Source organism: Citrobacter sp. Cf118 (assembly GCF_030334095.1).
Taxonomy (GTDB): Bacteria; Pseudomonadota; Gammaproteobacteria; order Enterobacterales; family Enterobacteriaceae; genus Citrobacter; species Citrobacter freundii.
The window spans coordinates 391,875-408,179 of sequence record NZ_JAOWES010000088.1; the positions used below are offsets into that span (position 1 = coordinate 391,875).

General features: G+C 51.7%; 6 protein-coding genes and 1 pseudogene. 3 read left to right on the forward strand and 4 right to left on the reverse strand.

Annotated features, from left to right (window positions below; all coding sequences use genetic code 11):
- Positions 1-114: 114 nt before the first annotated feature.
- A pseudogene (locus OGX67_RS22005) lies at positions 115-9,453 on the reverse strand (autotransporter outer membrane beta-barrel domain-containing protein).
- A 196-nt stretch (positions 9,454-9,649) separates the two neighbouring features.
- A complete protein-coding gene (locus tag OGX67_RS22010; RefSeq protein WP_003835695.1) occupies positions 9,650-10,228 on the reverse strand; it encodes a LuxR C-terminal-related transcriptional regulator in 579 nt (192 codons plus the stop codon).
- Positions 10,229-10,656: 428 nt separating this feature from the next.
- Between OGX67_RS22010 and OGX67_RS22015 the strand changes: the two genes are divergently transcribed.
- Positions 10,657-10,827, forward strand: a complete 171-nt coding sequence (locus OGX67_RS22015) for a hypothetical protein (protein ID WP_257651667.1) — start codon at positions 10,657-10,659, stop codon at positions 10,825-10,827.
- A 17-nt stretch (positions 10,828-10,844) separates the two neighbouring features.
- Here OGX67_RS22015 and OGX67_RS22020 read toward each other — a convergent pair whose 3' ends face one another.
- A complete protein-coding gene (locus tag OGX67_RS22020; RefSeq protein ID WP_257651666.1) occupies positions 10,845-12,020 on the reverse strand; it encodes a coiled-coil domain-containing protein in 1,176 nt (391 codons plus the stop codon).
- 299 nt (positions 12,021-12,319) lie between these two features.
- Here OGX67_RS22020 and OGX67_RS22025 point away from each other — a divergent pair, with 299 nt between their 5' ends.
- Together OGX67_RS22025 and pheP are read left to right on the forward strand one after the other, a co-directional pair.
- A complete protein-coding gene (locus OGX67_RS22025; protein ID WP_257651665.1) occupies positions 12,320-13,405 on the forward strand; it encodes a YncE family protein in 1,086 nt (361 codons plus the stop codon).
- A gap of 146 nt (positions 13,406-13,551) precedes the next feature.
- Entirely contained in the window at positions 13,552-14,946 is a 1,395-nt protein-coding gene (gene pheP / locus OGX67_RS22030; RefSeq protein ID WP_003021979.1) for a phenylalanine transporter, read from the forward strand.
- Positions 14,947-15,000: 54 nt separating this feature from the next.
- On the opposite strand, the gene OGX67_RS22035 is transcribed toward pheP, so the two are convergent.
- Complete coding sequence (locus tag OGX67_RS22035; protein ID WP_148373788.1) at positions 15,001-16,245, reverse strand: mechanosensitive ion channel family protein; 1,245 nt, start codon at positions 16,243-16,245, stop codon at positions 15,001-15,003.
- Between the last annotated feature and the right edge of the window lie 60 nt (positions 16,246-16,305).

A 16,305-nucleotide genomic window follows, 5' to 3' on the forward strand; every position in this document is an offset into this window, starting at 1 on the left:
CACGTTGCTGGTAAGTCTGTAGGCCTGATACGCGTCGCGCATCAGCCACCCCTGTAATACTATAAGCAAAAAAAAGCCCCCTGCTAAACAGGAGGCTGGCGAGTTTATGTCAGCTTAGAACGATTTCTTAAAGCCGATAGAGGCATTGACCGGCGCTTCGATCTGCGACTTACTGCCACCGTTGCTGAATTGCGTACCCAGCTCACCGTAGACCTGCAGGTTTCTGTCGATAGACCATGACAGGCCGGCTGCAACTTCAGTGCTGGAGTACTGCTGTGAAGATTCCAGCGTAGTGGTGGCTACCGCATTGCTAAAGTGCGTTTTGTCTTTTGAACCCAGACCCTGCCAGACGTTAACCCTGCCGTACGGCTGGAATTTGCCATGGTTGGTGTCATAGTCAGCGACCAGACGCACGCCCAGACGCGCGGTAAAGGAGTCTGCGGTATCCATTTTCACTTTCGTTGGGGTCACACCATCCAGTGTGCTGTTATCAAAGTCGCTGTACTGGTAGATCAACTGAGCCTGAGGCTCCAGACTCCATGCGCTGGCGCCTAAACGGAACGATTTACCCACCTCTGTCGACGCCGTCAGTGTGTTGCCTCTGACGGTATACGAGCCGTTGTTACCGGTCGCCGCCAGGCGGGATTTATGGTTACCGTACTGCAGGACGTTATCAACATACATACCGTCACCCGAGAACCAGGTCGCATAGCCACCGACGTAAAATGCGTTGTCGTCGATGTTACCGCCTTTGCCATCGCTGCCTGTCTTCGTGCCTTTCACATTGCTGTCGATATCAAGGATGCTGGTATACATCCCGGCTTTCCAGCTTTCGTTAGCATACATATCAACGCCGACCTGGATACCCATGGTATGGGAGCTGGTTTGCGTACCGGCTGCATCATCCAGTTTGGTTTTACCGGAGTAGCCAATCATTCTTGCCCAGGCGCGATTGTCTTCATCAATGCCCGGTTTAACCTCGTCCCCCATACGTTGGTGCATGTTACCTAACAGGCTAATATCACCCTGACGTACTACGCTGGCGAGGCCAGAATACAGCATGGTTTCTGGACGGTATTCACTTCTCAGATACCAGTTTTCACCCTGGCCCTGAGCATTACCCGCATGTAGTTGGTACTCAAACGCACCTGCAGCCATACGATCGGCGGCAAGATGGAAGGCATCCCGCGACGTTTGCGCGGTTGTGGTTGCGCCATTGAGCGCAGTCACCACTTCGATACCATCCCCAATGGTCGGCGCGCCAAGACCAGAGCCATCGACATCCAGCAGTGTGCTACCGCTGGCTTTACCGCCATCGATAATCAGACGGTCGGCAATGCCTGCTCCGCTACCATTCTGGATAGCTGCCATGTTGATAGTCCCTTTTTCGCCGGTGTAATCCCCTTTGACGGTTAAGGTTGTGCCAGTCTGCTGACCGATGAGCGAGACATCGCCACCGTTGCTCAGGCCCGCTACCGTCTGGTTATAGCCCTGCGTGTTCAACGTGGTGTCTGCGACTACATAGTGGTGTGATGCGCTACTCAGGGTGTTGGTATTACCCGCTTGCAGCACGCCGTTGGCGATCAACGTAGCGCCGCTGTAGCTGTTTTCACCTTGCAGCTCGGTAATGCCGCTACCGGTCTGATGCAACTGGCCTTTACCACTGATATTGCCGGTCAGCGCCAGGGTATCGCCACGATTGACGTTGAGTACGCCGTTATCAACGACATCCCCCTGAATGCTGCCAATATCACCGCCGTTACCCAGTTGTAAAACGCCTTGTTCGATGGTGGTGCCACCGGTGTAGGTGTTATCCAGCGTCAGGGTGAGGGAGCCTTTACCGGTTTTGGTCAGTTGACCGTTACCTTCGACTTCCGTCAGCAGAGAAACGTCATGCCCGTTGGTGTCGAATGTCCCGCCGCCGGATTCCAGCGTCACCTGACGGGCAGTATCAAACGCTTCGCCATACTTCAGCGTACCGCCATTAAAGGTAATTCCCGTATCTGCCGCACCCAGGTTGGTATCACCCGCCACCTGCAGCGTCCCTGAGGTGATGGTGGTGCCACCGCTGTAAGTATTGTCGCCGGTGAGAATCAGCGTACCGAGATCGCCTTTATTCAGGCCGCCGGTACCGCGGATAACGCTGTCGATAGTGGCGGTATAACTGGCGCCGTCTACTGTGCCATCGCCGACACGAATCAGGGTGTTTGCCGTGTCGGTGGTAATGGCTTCGCCGCCCACACGATAACCATCGGTGGCGAACTGCGCGCCGCTGATGATGACATCGCCTTTGCTGTTATCGACGGTTACGTTGCCCGCTTCACCCTGGAAGACGGCGAATGCGGCATCGGTAAACGGTGCGTTCAACGCGCCTTCTGGCGTCGATTCATCGGTAGTCCAGTTGTCGTTACCCTGGCTGGATTGCCAGATACCGTCGCCGCCGTTGATGACGCCGTTATTTTTCAGCTCGCCATTCTCACCGCCGGTGCCGTCCCAGAAGCGCAGCGTCAGTCCGGCGTGGTTGACCAGGTTGACCTGATTTTTCACCGATGTCTGCACGTACAGGCTGTCAGCTGCTTCCGGTGCGTTAGCAATATCCATTACATTGTTGGTCAATGTGCCGGTGTAGTTGATGACGCGGTAAACGCCCACATCAAAGCTACCGCCTGGTGAGGTTTCAATGTTGAGCTTACCGTCGAGCGTCAGATCGCCATTTACGTCAATCAAGTCGTTGAAGGCACCGCCCGGGGTATAAGCCTGACCAAACTGATAATCCAGTTGGGCGTTATCACTGAGCGTCAGAGAACCGGTAGTCAGTTTACCCACACTGTTGATAGCTGCACCTGCGGTAATATGCGCGTCGTCCAGCACATCAACCGCGCCGCCGATAATACCGTTACCGCCGAGCGTTGCCCCGGATTTAACCGTCACTTGGCCGGTAGCCGCAGACTGATTACCGTTGACCAGCAGCACGCCTTCATTGACGTCCGTGGTGCCGGTGTAAGTGTTATCGCCGGTCAGCGTCAACGTACCGTCACCGATTTTCACCAGGCTGCCGTCGTTGCCGCTGATAATACCGCTGATGGTGTCATCAAGATGCAGATTACCCAGCGACAGTTCTTTATTGCCCAGTTCGACATTACCCGCGCCGGACAACGAGCCGATAGACGTTGCGCTGTCGACTGCGCTGATATCGACCTTACCGCCCACCAGGTTTTTAACGACAGTGTTCTCTGCCATCGCATAGTCAGCAAAGGTCATCAGTCCGCTGTTATTCACGGTGGCATTGCCCCCGCTGGCATTTTCTTCCAGCGCCAGGGTACTGTCTTTTGACACGTTAACCGTCGCGTTGCCCGCGCTGGCGTTGTTGGTTAACACCGCTTTCGCCGTGCCCGTCAGGTTCAGCATTGCGCTTGCGGCGGTGACGTTATCCGCCAGCGTTAACAGGCTGTCGGCGATGTTCATAGTCAGGGATTTCAGGCTGGTATCTGTCCCGCTGACATTGAGCGTCGCACCCTTATTGACGTTCACGGTGCTGCTTTCATTACTGCCAAAGGCTCCGGTTTTGCTGACGTTGACCGTCACATTGTTGGCGTTTCCGGTACCGGCAATTTCGGTGTCGCCTTTGTAGCTGTTTGCGCGGTCGAGCGACAAGGTGCTGCCCGCATCACTAGAGCTGCTGGCGACTTTCAGTTTACCCTCGCCGGTAATCTCACCGGTTGGCGTGAAGTGGTGCGAATTAAGGTCAAACACCGCAGCATTCTCATTCGCTCCCAGCTCAATGGTACGATTGCTGGTCAGGTCCGCGCCCAGTTGCAGCGTTGAACCGTTATTGATGGCCAGGTCAGTTCCGCTCTGGCCGAGATTGCTGTCGGAGGAGATCTGCAACGTGCCGCCATCAATGCGCGTGCCGCCGCGATATTCGTTGTCACCGCTGAGGATCAGACGGCCAAGGTCGGTTTTCACCAGCGTCAGCTTGTCAGCAGTACTGGCCTCGCGGATAACGGACTCAATGGTCGCGGTATAGTTTTGTCCCGCACCACCAGCGCCAACGCGCACCAGTAGTTCGCCAGTCCCCGGCGTCTGGCCTGCGTGGGTCGCGTTTTCCGTGGTGGCATACGCGTTAAGCGCATCGCCTTTAACGACATAGCCATCGGCATCAAACTGTGCTCCGGAGAAGTTAACTTCTCCCGCGGCGTTATCCACGGTAACGGTACCGCCTTTGGTGGTGAAGACGGCGAAGGACTTCTGTGCCCAAGGGGCGTTACCCTCACCGGTTGCGGTGGTCCAGTTGTTATCACCCTGACTGCCGATTGCCATCCATTTGCCATCGCCACCGTCAATTTTGCTGTCGCCTTCAATGCCCGACGCGCCGTGGCTCTGATTAACGGTTGCGCCGTCCCAGAACTGCAGGGTAACGCCGTTGGCATTCACCAGGTTGACCTGTTTGTCGATGGAGGTCTGAACAAAAATATTGCTCTTATCCTGGCTATTCGGTATCGCGCCTAATTCCAGCGTCTGGTTATCCAGCGTGCCACCGTAGTTATAGATACGGTACACGCCCGGTCCGAAGTTACCGCCCTGTGAAGTGGTGACATCCAGAGTCCCGTCCAGTTGCAGATCGCCTGCGACGTTAATCAGATCGTTTAGCGCGCCGCCTGGCGTATAGGCTTGACCCAGTTCGAAAGCGGAGGTCGTTTTGCTGCCAAGCTGCAGATTACCGTTAATGGATAACGTACCCGCACCGCCGTCACCGGCGCTGAGGGTAGAGGCATCGTTCATCAGCACGTCGCCGCCGATCACCCCGTTCCCCCCCAGCGTCGCCGTACCGCTTACTTTGGTCACACCCGTCGCGGCACTCTGATTACCTTTCACCAGTAGCGTACCGCTGGTGACGGTCGTGTCGCCGGTATAGGTGTTATTGCCCGTCAGGCGAGTAATACCGTTACCAATCTGCTGTAACGCACCGATCCCGGAGATTACGCCGCCAAGCAGCACATCATTGGCCCGATTAATCGCCAGCACGCCATTGTCGATGATGTCAGACACGGCGTTGACTCCGCCTGTATTTCCGCCGTTACCCAACTGCAGCGTACCAGTTTGATCAATAGTGGTAGAGCCGGTATAGGTGTTGTTGGCGGTAAAGACAGTGGTGCCGCCCGCCGCGCGTTCAAACTTCCCATCACCGCTGATGACGCCGTTATAGATCTGTGCCGCCGTCGTGTCGCCCTGCGTGTCAAAGATGACCCGGCTGCCTGCACCCTGAGTCGTCACATTGTAGTCAGCGATGGTCGCGGCAGTGCTGGTGGACTCGCCGTGATCGCCGGTACGCAGCGTTGCGCCATTGGTAACCGCAATGGTTTTACTTGCCAGTTGCAGACGATCGACGATGCGCATATCTGCACTTGAACCGCTAATGGTCAGTGAGTCCCAACCCGTGCCGATGTTGGTACCGGTGGTCAGGTTATCGCTGCTCAGACTGCCAATTTTCGCACTGTTACCGTGTGTATTGGTGAAGGTGAGGGCGTTGCCACTGCCGGCTTCGGTAGTGATATGGCGCGTTTTATCCAGCGTCACATTGCCGATGTTGGCTTTATTGTTGCCGCCGGTTCCGGCGAAATTCACCTCGCCGGCAAAGGTTCCGCTTTGCCAGTTAAAGGTGTCCTTGCCTTCACCGGTGTTGATCACGCCACTGGTGATACCCTGGCTGATATCAATGGTGTCATTACCCTTGTCAGATTGAATCGCCACTGCCGTATCGTTGATAGCCTGAAGGGTACCGGTATTGGTGATTTTTTTATTGCTGTCACCGCTGGCATCAATAACGGGTGCGGTGGTGCTGGCAGAGATAATTTTTCCGCTATTGGCTATTGCGCTAACATTTTTAGCGATGATTGCAGAACCACCTGCGCTGTCGTAGACGTTGATATCGGCATTGGTGGTGACCTTACCGTCCGTATTGGCGCGGATACCACTGCCTTCGCTGTTATGCACCTCAACGGTATAGCCTTTGCCGATGGTCAGATTGCCTGTCACTGCGTCACCATTGCGCTGCTCAAAGGCGAAGCCGGTACCTTTACCGTTAACGTTCAGAATGTTATTCAGGCCATCTTTCATGTTTAACGCGACGCTGGTACGGATCCCCGGACCGTCGTTGGCATTGATGGTGACATCGTTGAGTGTGATATCTGTATTGTTGGCGTCGTTTTGAATGCCCGCGCCAGTACCTTCGGCGCTAATAATCACCCCTTTGGCAGCCAGCTTACCGGCTCCTGTATCGAGACGAATACCATCGGCCGAACCATTAGTCGTGATGGCATCACCGGCATTACCGGTAATACTCAGGCTGGCGCCGTTGGTCAGCAGAACCCCTGCGGTTCCATCATCAACTTGAATCTGACCCAATTTTTTAATCTGTGCGTTCGAACCAGAAGCTTGTACGCCAATGCCGTTACTCACATGTAAGGCAGCGGTCGCGTTATTGGTTAAACTCCCGCCTTGTTGCACATTAACACCAATGCTGTCGGTGCTGGCAAGATCGATAATTGCCTGGGTATCGAGGATCAGACTGCCCTGGTTCCTTGCCACATAGGCAATAACCTTGTTGCCGCTGGCTTCTGAAGTGATTTTTGCGTTTGAAGTGAGGATGGTCGGAGTGGCGCTACCTTCTGCGTTGCCATTCAGCTGGTGAGCCTGACCGTCCACTACCCCGGCAATGGTTCTTTCACCGGTTAAATTGATGGTGGTTTTATCGCTGATGTTACCTGTGGCGCCGCCTTCAATCAGCAGCGCTGCGGAGTCGGTGCCCTGCACGGTGAACGTGGCTTCGCCGGTATCCACACTACTGCCTGTGCCCGTCGCTAATACGCCAACGGACTGTTCGCCGCTTAAGGTCAGGTCAAGGTTTTAGCTGGGCTGACCGTCAGGAGTGGTGGTGTTACCGGCCAGCATTGCGCCGTTGGCAATACGGAAAATGGTGGTGCGATCCTGCCCGTTGTCATTCATTACTGCCTGACCAATATTGGCAGTTGCGCCTTTACCATACAGGTAATAGCCAATCTGATCGGTGCTGTTGAATGCCGGGCTACTCAGGCTGTCGACGTTAGCGACGGCGTTATCACGCACGTGTACTCCGATGTTCCCGGCTTTGTTTAGCGTGATGTTGGAATAGACGTTGACCACTGCCTTTCCATCTTTGCCACCTTCAGCCCAGACGGCATAGTTACGGTTCCCGACACTACCTTCACCATCAACTACGATAGAGCCTGAAGCGCTGGTAGTGGCTTCGGCATTTTTGTTAGTTGCGCTGACGTGGATGCCGACGTTGTTGGTGCCGTTGACGTTAATCTTGCCGTCGTTGCGGATTTCCTGATTATTTTCCGCGCCGCTGTCACGCACGGTGATACCGTAGTTCCTGCTACTCCCCGCGCTGGAATCGCCATTGATCACGATATTACCGGTATTGATTACGTTGCCGGTCGCGTTACCAATCAGCATACCCGCGGCGTTACGTACGCCGGTTCCCAGCGTGATAAGACCGTTGTTAATCACCTCTTTGGCGCTTTTGGTCATGATCCCGGCGCTCAGGCTGGAACCACCAGCCATGGTGACATCTTTAGACGGATCACTTGCGTTGCGGCCAAGATAAATAGAGGCACCTGCGCTATTGGTAAAGGTGGCATTGTCGGCGACTTCTACGCCATAGGCGGTGCCTTTAGCAAAGGATGCACCGTTTTTGCGCCCGTCCACGACGTTGATATTGCCGTTGTTGACCCCTTGCGCATTGTCAGACAGTTGCATACCAATGGCCAGCGTCAGCGAGTCAGCGGGGTCGTCCTTGCTCCAGGGATCGGCGGCAGAAGCGGTGCCGAAGTTATCGGTGGTGATCGCCTGGTTGATGGTACCTTCGTTGGTGATTTGACTGGCGCCTTGCCCCTGCATACCAAATGCGCCATAGCTGTTGACGTTTTGTTTGCCGTCTTTATCAATAAACAGCCCGGAGTTGATGATCCCGTTGTTGGTTGCCGTGGCGTCTTTTGCCAGCATACCAATCGCCAGGCTTTGCCCGGTCGACGTGCGTAATGCGTTCAGCTCACCAAGGTTAGTGATAACCCCACCATTAATGGCTTTCATCACGCCATTAATACTGCCGTCCACGGCAATAATCGCGTCTTTGTTCAAGGTGCCGGAGGTGCCTGCGCCGTTGGCGTAGATGGCATGTAACTCACCACGGCCAGCGGTCGCGTTGTTGGTATGTGACAAACCGTCGGTCCAGACGTCGTAATCCCAGCTGAGTATGTCAGCTGGCTTACCGGAGGTGAGCAGATTTTCAATCAGCTCGGCGTACTTTGTTTGTGCTGCGGTGACGGTTGTGACTTCCTCCGCATCTATCCACAGCTGGATTTGGCTGACTTTTTCACCATCAGGGTTTTGTGCCGCGTCGTCGCTTTTGCCCAACAGCCAGTCATTGAATTCGGCCAGTTCTTGTGTGTTGGTAATAGTAAATGTGCGCTCCCCGGTTTCGACGACCTTGCCATCCTCGTCATAGCCATAGGTCATCAGCGAAAATTCATCGCCAAACACGGAGGTTTGCGCTGAACCGGTGAACGTTTTTTCAGGGATCACCGGGGCTGCGTTAAATTTTATATAGTTATCTGACTGCCAGTTCACCTGGCTTGCAGTACCTTGCGCTTCCAGCAGCGAGGAATCTTTTGCCAGCAATTCGATGGTATTGGCTTTGTCACGCACATTGAGGGTGTCGTCGCCAATATTCAGATTCGCAATGGAGCCATTTGTCGCCAGGGCGATACCAAATTGCTTATAGATTTCTGATTTCTGAGCATCAAAGGTGTTTAATACCGCATCGCCGACTTGCGCTTCGGTAAGAAAACCATTTAACTCATTGGTATCAAAGACTTTGATGGTCGTTTTTTCGCCGGGAAACGCCGGATCGTTGATATCAAATTCTGTGCTCTGCGAAGGCGTTGACGACTGGTTGTAAGTCAGGTATTCCGCCAGTTCTTCAGAGTTGGTAATGGTTTTTACGCTCTGGTCAGGGCTGGTCGCCAGCAGGGTGATTTTGCCGCTTTCCAGCAGTTCCCGGATAGTGGTTGATTCAACAACGCCGCTTTGACCCGGGCTAAATGTTGGGATTGCACCACTGATATTCAGTGCCTGACCGGTGGTGTTATCTTCATATAAAAAGCCGTAGTCGTGGATACCCTCATAAACCCCAGCGGAAATACCTGTCTTGAAGTCTTCATGAATATCGTGTTCACCCGTTGCGGTAATCTGGGCTGCAGAAGCCAGCAATGAAGCACCGCTTAATGCGCCAGCTGCCAGTACGGCGACAGTTTTACGCGAGCTGCTTTTTTTCTTTCCTTTCGTTAATTCAGAAACGACCACCCAGATACCGAGTGCCGCGTTCCAAATAATGCTGTAAACTTTGTTCATATATAACCCTTGTCTACATTCCTGTTATGTATGTGTTAATACGTTGAGTTGTTGGCTATGGTTGGCACGCGGATGTGCTACCCGGTAATGGATTTTGGAAATAGGGCTCCCTTCCGTGCGATGCGGAATTAAAAAAGCGAGTCGAAAGAAAACCTCTTTAAATAATAACCGTGATAATTGTCCTTAAATAAGTCAGTTACGGCTGGCTATAGTGGGAAATGGTGTACTTGAGCCGGGTGTTATTTTTGCCGAGTTTTCTGGCAATATTGCTTTTGTACGCCCCGATGGTTTTTTCACTTTTTTGTGATGCCCCGGCGATTTGTGTCAGTGACCATCCTCGGGCAAGCATCATCATTACGTTAAATTCGTTAGCTGTAATTTTTGTGTGTAGTTCTTTGATACTTTGTTGTTTTTTGTTTTGCGTGATACGTGTGACGGTCTGTAATAGCTGATCAAGGCTGGTGTCTTGATCGAGAAATTGCATGTTCTTCCCGCAAACGGTTTGAAAAATGGCAAAGGTAGCTTCATCTGCCAAAACAATAATTTTGGTGACAGGTCGTAAAGCCATGTTGCGGATAATCCTGGCATATTTTAAAAAATCTGATTTGTCAGGATTAATGATGATGCAATCCGTTTCATAAGGGAGCATTTTGACAGCAGAAAGTGTCTGGGAGGAGTAGTACGTGATATCAATAAATAATGATGAGCCACGTAGGATTTCTCGCATGCCTAGCCAAGGGTAAATTGAGTCACCCAAAAAAATAGCTTTTGACATAACGATCTCCTTGAAATTTTGGTGCAAGCAGTCGCCTCTTTTTTTAGGTTAAAAAAGAGTTTCTTGCGACGCGTGAAATGTTAATTAAATCTCGTATAACGTTCTGTGCTGTGAACGTATCCTTATTAATTCCAGATCAAACAGAAATTCTCTGTATTAATTAGAATCATTAACTATCCTTAAAGTGGATATTACACTTTGTTAAAATTTAAGATAAATCGTTTATTTCAGCTCTGCGTAAATGATTGATAGATTTCGCTTATGGATCGGGATAATAATAAGAAGGAGGTTTGTATAAAGGCAGGGTATTCCTAGGGTTAAAGAAAGGTATTTATATGTAATGGCTTTAATTTCAATAAGATACTCATTTTTCTTCATGGGATTAATTGAGGATAGGAGAATTCTTAATCCTGGCCAGGACGTAGGAGGTGGAAGGTCAGGAGAAGAGGGAAATATTGCCGAATTTACACCTATCGGCTAAAAATAGGATTATTCCAGATGATATTTCTACGTTAAAGCAAATGATTGGTGTTTTATCCTTTTTTGGTCTTTTTGTGCCTAATGTTGAAATCTGGCTTGCAGGTGTCATTTTGTCTTAATGCGTTAGCGATAGCGCTTAGCCCGCCAACAGCTCCTGCTCAACCTGTTGCACCTGTTGTTCCAGCGTATTGCGGATTTCCGTAAGCGCCCGTTGTTGATCGGAGAAGTAGGCCTCTTTATCTGTCACGGAGGTGGCAAGCCGCCAGGCGTTCTCCGCTTCCAGTTCGGTAATCTCTTGCAGCAGCGCGTTAATGTGTTCTCTGAGCTGTTGTATTTTGCTGCGTAAATGCTGCAAATCGTTCAATCGGTCACTCGCCATCATCGGTTCGAGGCCGCTTTGCAATTGAGTCAGTAGCGCCCGGACGGCGGCAAGATCGGCATTTTGGCGTGCCTGGTTAAGCTGCACCATCATCTGATGCGCTTTCTCTTTCAGATCATCGGCTACCACGTCCGGGTGGCAAAGACGGCTGGCCTGACGCCACAGGCGTTTTAGCTCATTACGTTCATCAGAGGAAAGCCGCTGGTCACGGCTAAAACGATGCTGCGCATCCTGCTGCTGCTCCTGATATTCATCATATTCATGGCTGGCCTCTTCCTGTGCCTGACGGGTTGCGCTGTCGTCCTGGCGAGAAAAGTCGTTTTCCAACTCACGAATCTCCGCCAGCAGGGCGGTAATCAGTTCCGTTTGTTGCTGAATACGTTGGCGTGTTTCTACCGATTCGCGCGAATCTGAATTCTGGTTCATCCAGTGCTGCTTGAGCCTGGCCAGTTGATCAACAGCCTGGGAAATATAGTGCTGGCAGGATTGATAGTCTTTTTCCCGGCGTTTTCGCTCCGCTTCCTGTTTGCGCTGGGCGCTGGCGGCGAGCTGTTTACGCAGTTCGAGAATGCGGCTCATCAGCGGTCCAAGACGAAGGTGATACAGATCGTTGAAATCATCAAGGATTTGAATGCGCGTGTTGCGCTTATCGATCAGGTCACGCAGCTGTGTTTCGAGCGCTTTGAGTTCCAGCTTACTGGCGGCAATGGCTGGATCCTGCCACGTAGAGACTGCCCGTTGAGATTGCAGCCAGGCCGAGATTTCACGCAGGGCATCACTAAAACGTCGTTCTTCGATCGCCTGCACAATGGTGCCAGGTACGACTGACAAAGGTTCATTTTTAAGATGCGCCACCTGCTGGAAAATAATCTCCTCATCTTCCAGTTCAATAGCGCTTTTGACGATTTCCAGTCGTTTGATGATCTTATTCATGACAGTCGTTGCCTGGCCTGGCTAAAAAACGAGTGGCTGAAGTACAACAGGTTCACCCGTTTGAAAATGTTAGAAAAACAGTAAAGCGCATTCTGTGGCCTGCGATGCCTTTTCGTCCAGAATAATTCACTGTAATTATGAAAAACCGGAAGTCGCGCGCACCTGTCTGCATCTTCAAACCTCTGTTTCATGTTTTTTACTCTCGGGTAATTATTCTTGATTCAGTAAAGATAATGCGTATAGTTCTCATTCTCTTTTATTATTAACTCTCTGTATTACTTCTGGTAAGGATCCCTACAATGAAAAAAACAACATCCGCGCTGGCATTGCTGATTGTTGCGGCGTTAAGCGGTTGTGCGCCGCATACCACGCCAGCCAGCAACGCCAGCGTTACGGAAAAAACAACGCAACCTACCGTCACCGATGTACAGCAACGCGCGCTGGCGGCTGGGTTATATGAAATGGCGCTTAGCCCGACAGGGGATGCGTTGTACGTTGCCAGCGCCGAAGGATTTAAAGATGTGCAGGGCGGTGTGGTTTACAAGCTGGATCCGAAAACGCTTAAAACGCTCGGCTTGAGTCATACCGATATGAAAAACTTTGGTATGGCTATCTCGCCGGACGGTAAAACGGTGTATGTCACCAACTCACTGGATGGCGGCCTGAGCGCGCTGAATACCGCTGACGGTAAAGTGAAAAATCGCGTATTGTTCCCGGAACGTAACCCAGAAGGGTTCCCGTACGGTGCACGTCAGGTTCTGTTGCATAACGGCTTGCTCTATATTGGCGCCGTGGCGGATCCGGCGGTGATTTGGGTGGTTGACGCTGAAACCCTGACACTGAAAACCCGCATTAAAAATACGGGTAAATGGATGACCGGACTGCATTATTCCGACGTGACGCAGCGAATTTATGCGGCTAACGGCGGCGGTGAAATTCTTGTCATCAACCCGCGTAATCAGCGTGTTGAGAAACGCTGGCAGCCGCTGGGGGAACAACCTGCGCTGCTGCTGAATATGGCAGAGGACGCGCAAACGGGTCGCTTGTTTGTTACCGACAACTCGAAAGCGAAGACCACCCTGGTGCTGGATATCCATACCGGTAAGCTGCTGAAAAAATTGGATGTGGGTGATTCGCTGGCGGTGAAATTCAACGCAAAACGCAACGAAATCTATATTACCCAGCGTGATTCAGGGAAATTACTCAGCCTGAATGCGACCGACTACAGTGTGAAGAAAAGCTGGGACTTACCGCCTAACCCCAACAGCCTGCTGCTCTCGGCAGATGGGCAAACCCTGTTTGTCACCGTGAAACAGAAATTTAATAAAGACCACTCCACCTCTGCGTCAGATAACGTGGTACGTATTGACCTGAATAAACAATAACAACTCGCCTTCTTTCTATTGTTTTTCTGCAGAGCCTCGGTGCGTTGGGCAAGGAAGCCCGGCGTATCCAATCGATTGCGCCTTGCGACAACCAAGTTGAAATGTTAAAAGAAGCCCCTTCAATAAAAACGACACAGGGGAAGGGCGTGAAAAACGCGTCAACTGCATCTGACACCAGCGTGTCTGATGCCGCGTCAACAAATGAGCCGACGCTTCAACGAGGGTTGCAAAACCGCCATATTCAGTTAATTGCACTGGGCGGTGCAATTGGTACGGGCCTGTTTTTGGGCATTGGCCCGGCTATTCAGATGGCGGGACCTGCGGTGTTACTGGGTTACGGCGTTGCCGGGATCATCGCTTTTTTGATTATGCGTCAACTGGGCGAAATGGTAGTGGAAGAACCCGTTTCCGGATCCTTTGCCCACTTTGCCTATAAATACTGGGGACCGTTCGCGGGTTTTCTGTCCGGTTGGAACTACTGGGTGATGTTTGTGCTGGTCGGTATGGCGGAACTGACAGCGGCCGGGATCTACATGCAGTACTGGCTGCCCGATGTCCCGACCTGGATTTGGGCCGCGGCATTCTTCGTGATCATCAACGCCGTCAATCTGGTCAACGTACGTCTGTATGGCGAAACGGAATTCTGGTTTGCACTGATTAAAGTGCTGGCCATTATCGGCATGATTGGTTTTGGCGTGTGGATGCTGTTTTCCGGTAACGGCGGGGAACATGCAAGCATCGATAATCTGTGGCGTTACAACGGCTTTTTTGCTACCGGCTGGAACGGATTAATTCTGTCGCTGGCAGTGATTATGTTCTCCTTTGGCGGGCTGGAGCTTATCGGGATTACCGCCGCGGAAGCGCAGGATCCGCAGAAAAGCATTCCAAAGGCGGTAAACCAGGTGGTGTACCGTATTCTGCTGTTTTACATCGGTTCTCTGGTGGTGCTGTTGGCGCTATACCCGTGGGTGGAAGTGAAATCCAACAGCAGCCCGTTTGTGATGATTTTCCATAATCTTGATAGCAACGTGGTGGCTTCTGCGCTGAACTTTGTCATCCTGGTGGCTTCGCTGTCGGTGTATAACAGTGGCGTCTACTCTAACAGTCGTATGCTATTTGGTCTCTCGGTTCAGGGGAACGCACCGAAGTTCTTAACCCGCGTCAGCCGTCGCGGCGTACCGGTGAATTCACTGATCCTTTCCGGTGCTATTACGTCGCTGGTGGTACTGATCAACTATGTGCTGCCGCAAAAGGCCTTTAGCCTGCTGATGGCGCTGGTGGTGGCGACGCTGCTGCTGAACTGGATTATGATCTGCCTGGCACATCTGCGATTCCGGGCGGCGATGCGTCGCAAAGGACGTGACACACAGTTTAAAGCGCTGCTGTATCCAGCAGGGAACTACCTGTGTATTGCTTTCCTTGGCATGATCCTGGTGCTGATGTGTACGATGGATGAGATGCGCCTGTCAGCTATCCTGCTGCCAGTGTGGATCATTTTCTTGTTTGTGGCCTTTAAACTGCTGCGTCGTAAGTCCCGCTAAGTTTCTACCGATCTCATCCTGGTGATGAGATCGGTGATTTATCTATTCTGCAGATTAACGCTGAAACGCGCCAGACAGTGCGCGAATATCGTTTCCGGTAGGCGACTGATGAATGCGCAGGCCAAACTCTTCGACCACCGCAAAGATATGGTCGAAGATATCAGCCTGAATACTTTCATATTCCAGCCAGACCACCGTATTGGTAAAAGCATAAATTTCGATTGGTAATCCGTGATCGTCTGGCGCAAGCTGGCGCACCATTAACGTCATATCTTTGCGAATACGCGGGTGATGACGCAAATATTCGTTCAGATAAGCGCGGAAGGTGCCAATATTGGTCATTTGGCGGTGATTCAATACCGATTCAGGCGCATCTAATTGCTGGTTCCACTCGTTGATTTCCTGGTGACGCGTGGTCAAATACGGTTTCAGCAGGTGTGCTTTATGCAGTCGCTGACGCTCATCATCATCAAGAAAATGGATACTGGTGGCATCAATGCTGATGCTGCGTTTAATTCTCCGACCACCTGAAGCCGACATTCCGCTCCAGTTTTTAAAAGAGTCTGATACCAGTGACCAGGTGGGGATCGTGGTGATGGTGTTATCCCAGTTGCGCACTTTGACGGTGGTTAAACCAATATCGATAACAGCACCGTCTGCACCGTATTTCGGCATTTCCAGCCAGTCACCAAGCTTAAGCATGTCGTTGGCCGAGAGCTGTATTCCGGCCACCAGACCGAGAATCGGGTCTTTAAACACCAGCATTAATACGGCTGCCATGGCACCCAGGCCGCTTATCAGTATTGCCGGCGATTGGCCAATCAGCAGGGAAATCATCAGGATCCCGACCAGGATGGCGGCGATCAGTTTGATACCCTGAAATATACCTTTTAAGGGTAATTGGGATGCGGCTGGGAGCTTTTGTGACAGGTTGAGAATAACGTCCAGCAGAGAAAACAGGGACAGCAGGGCGTACATCATGATCCACAGCTGTGCGCAAGTCACTAATATATCTGCTGCTTCACTGCCTTTTTGTAGCCAGAGCGTGGCCTGTATATTGACGATGATACCTTGCAGCGTAAACGCCAGGCGGTGGAATAATTTGTTCTGCGTGATAATTTGCAACCACAGACGGGAACTGGTGCTGGCGCGTTTTTCAAATGCGCGTAATACCACCCAGTGTAAAATAACGTGAACAATAATGGCGGTGATAAAAATAATGCCAAAAATCATCACCAGCGAAGTGGTGTGATTTATTTCAATGCCGAGTTCTTCTACCTGAGATATCAATTCCTGCATAACGTCTCCTTAATAAACAGCGGTCTATGATGACCGCTGTGCGGAGCTTATGCAAATGCG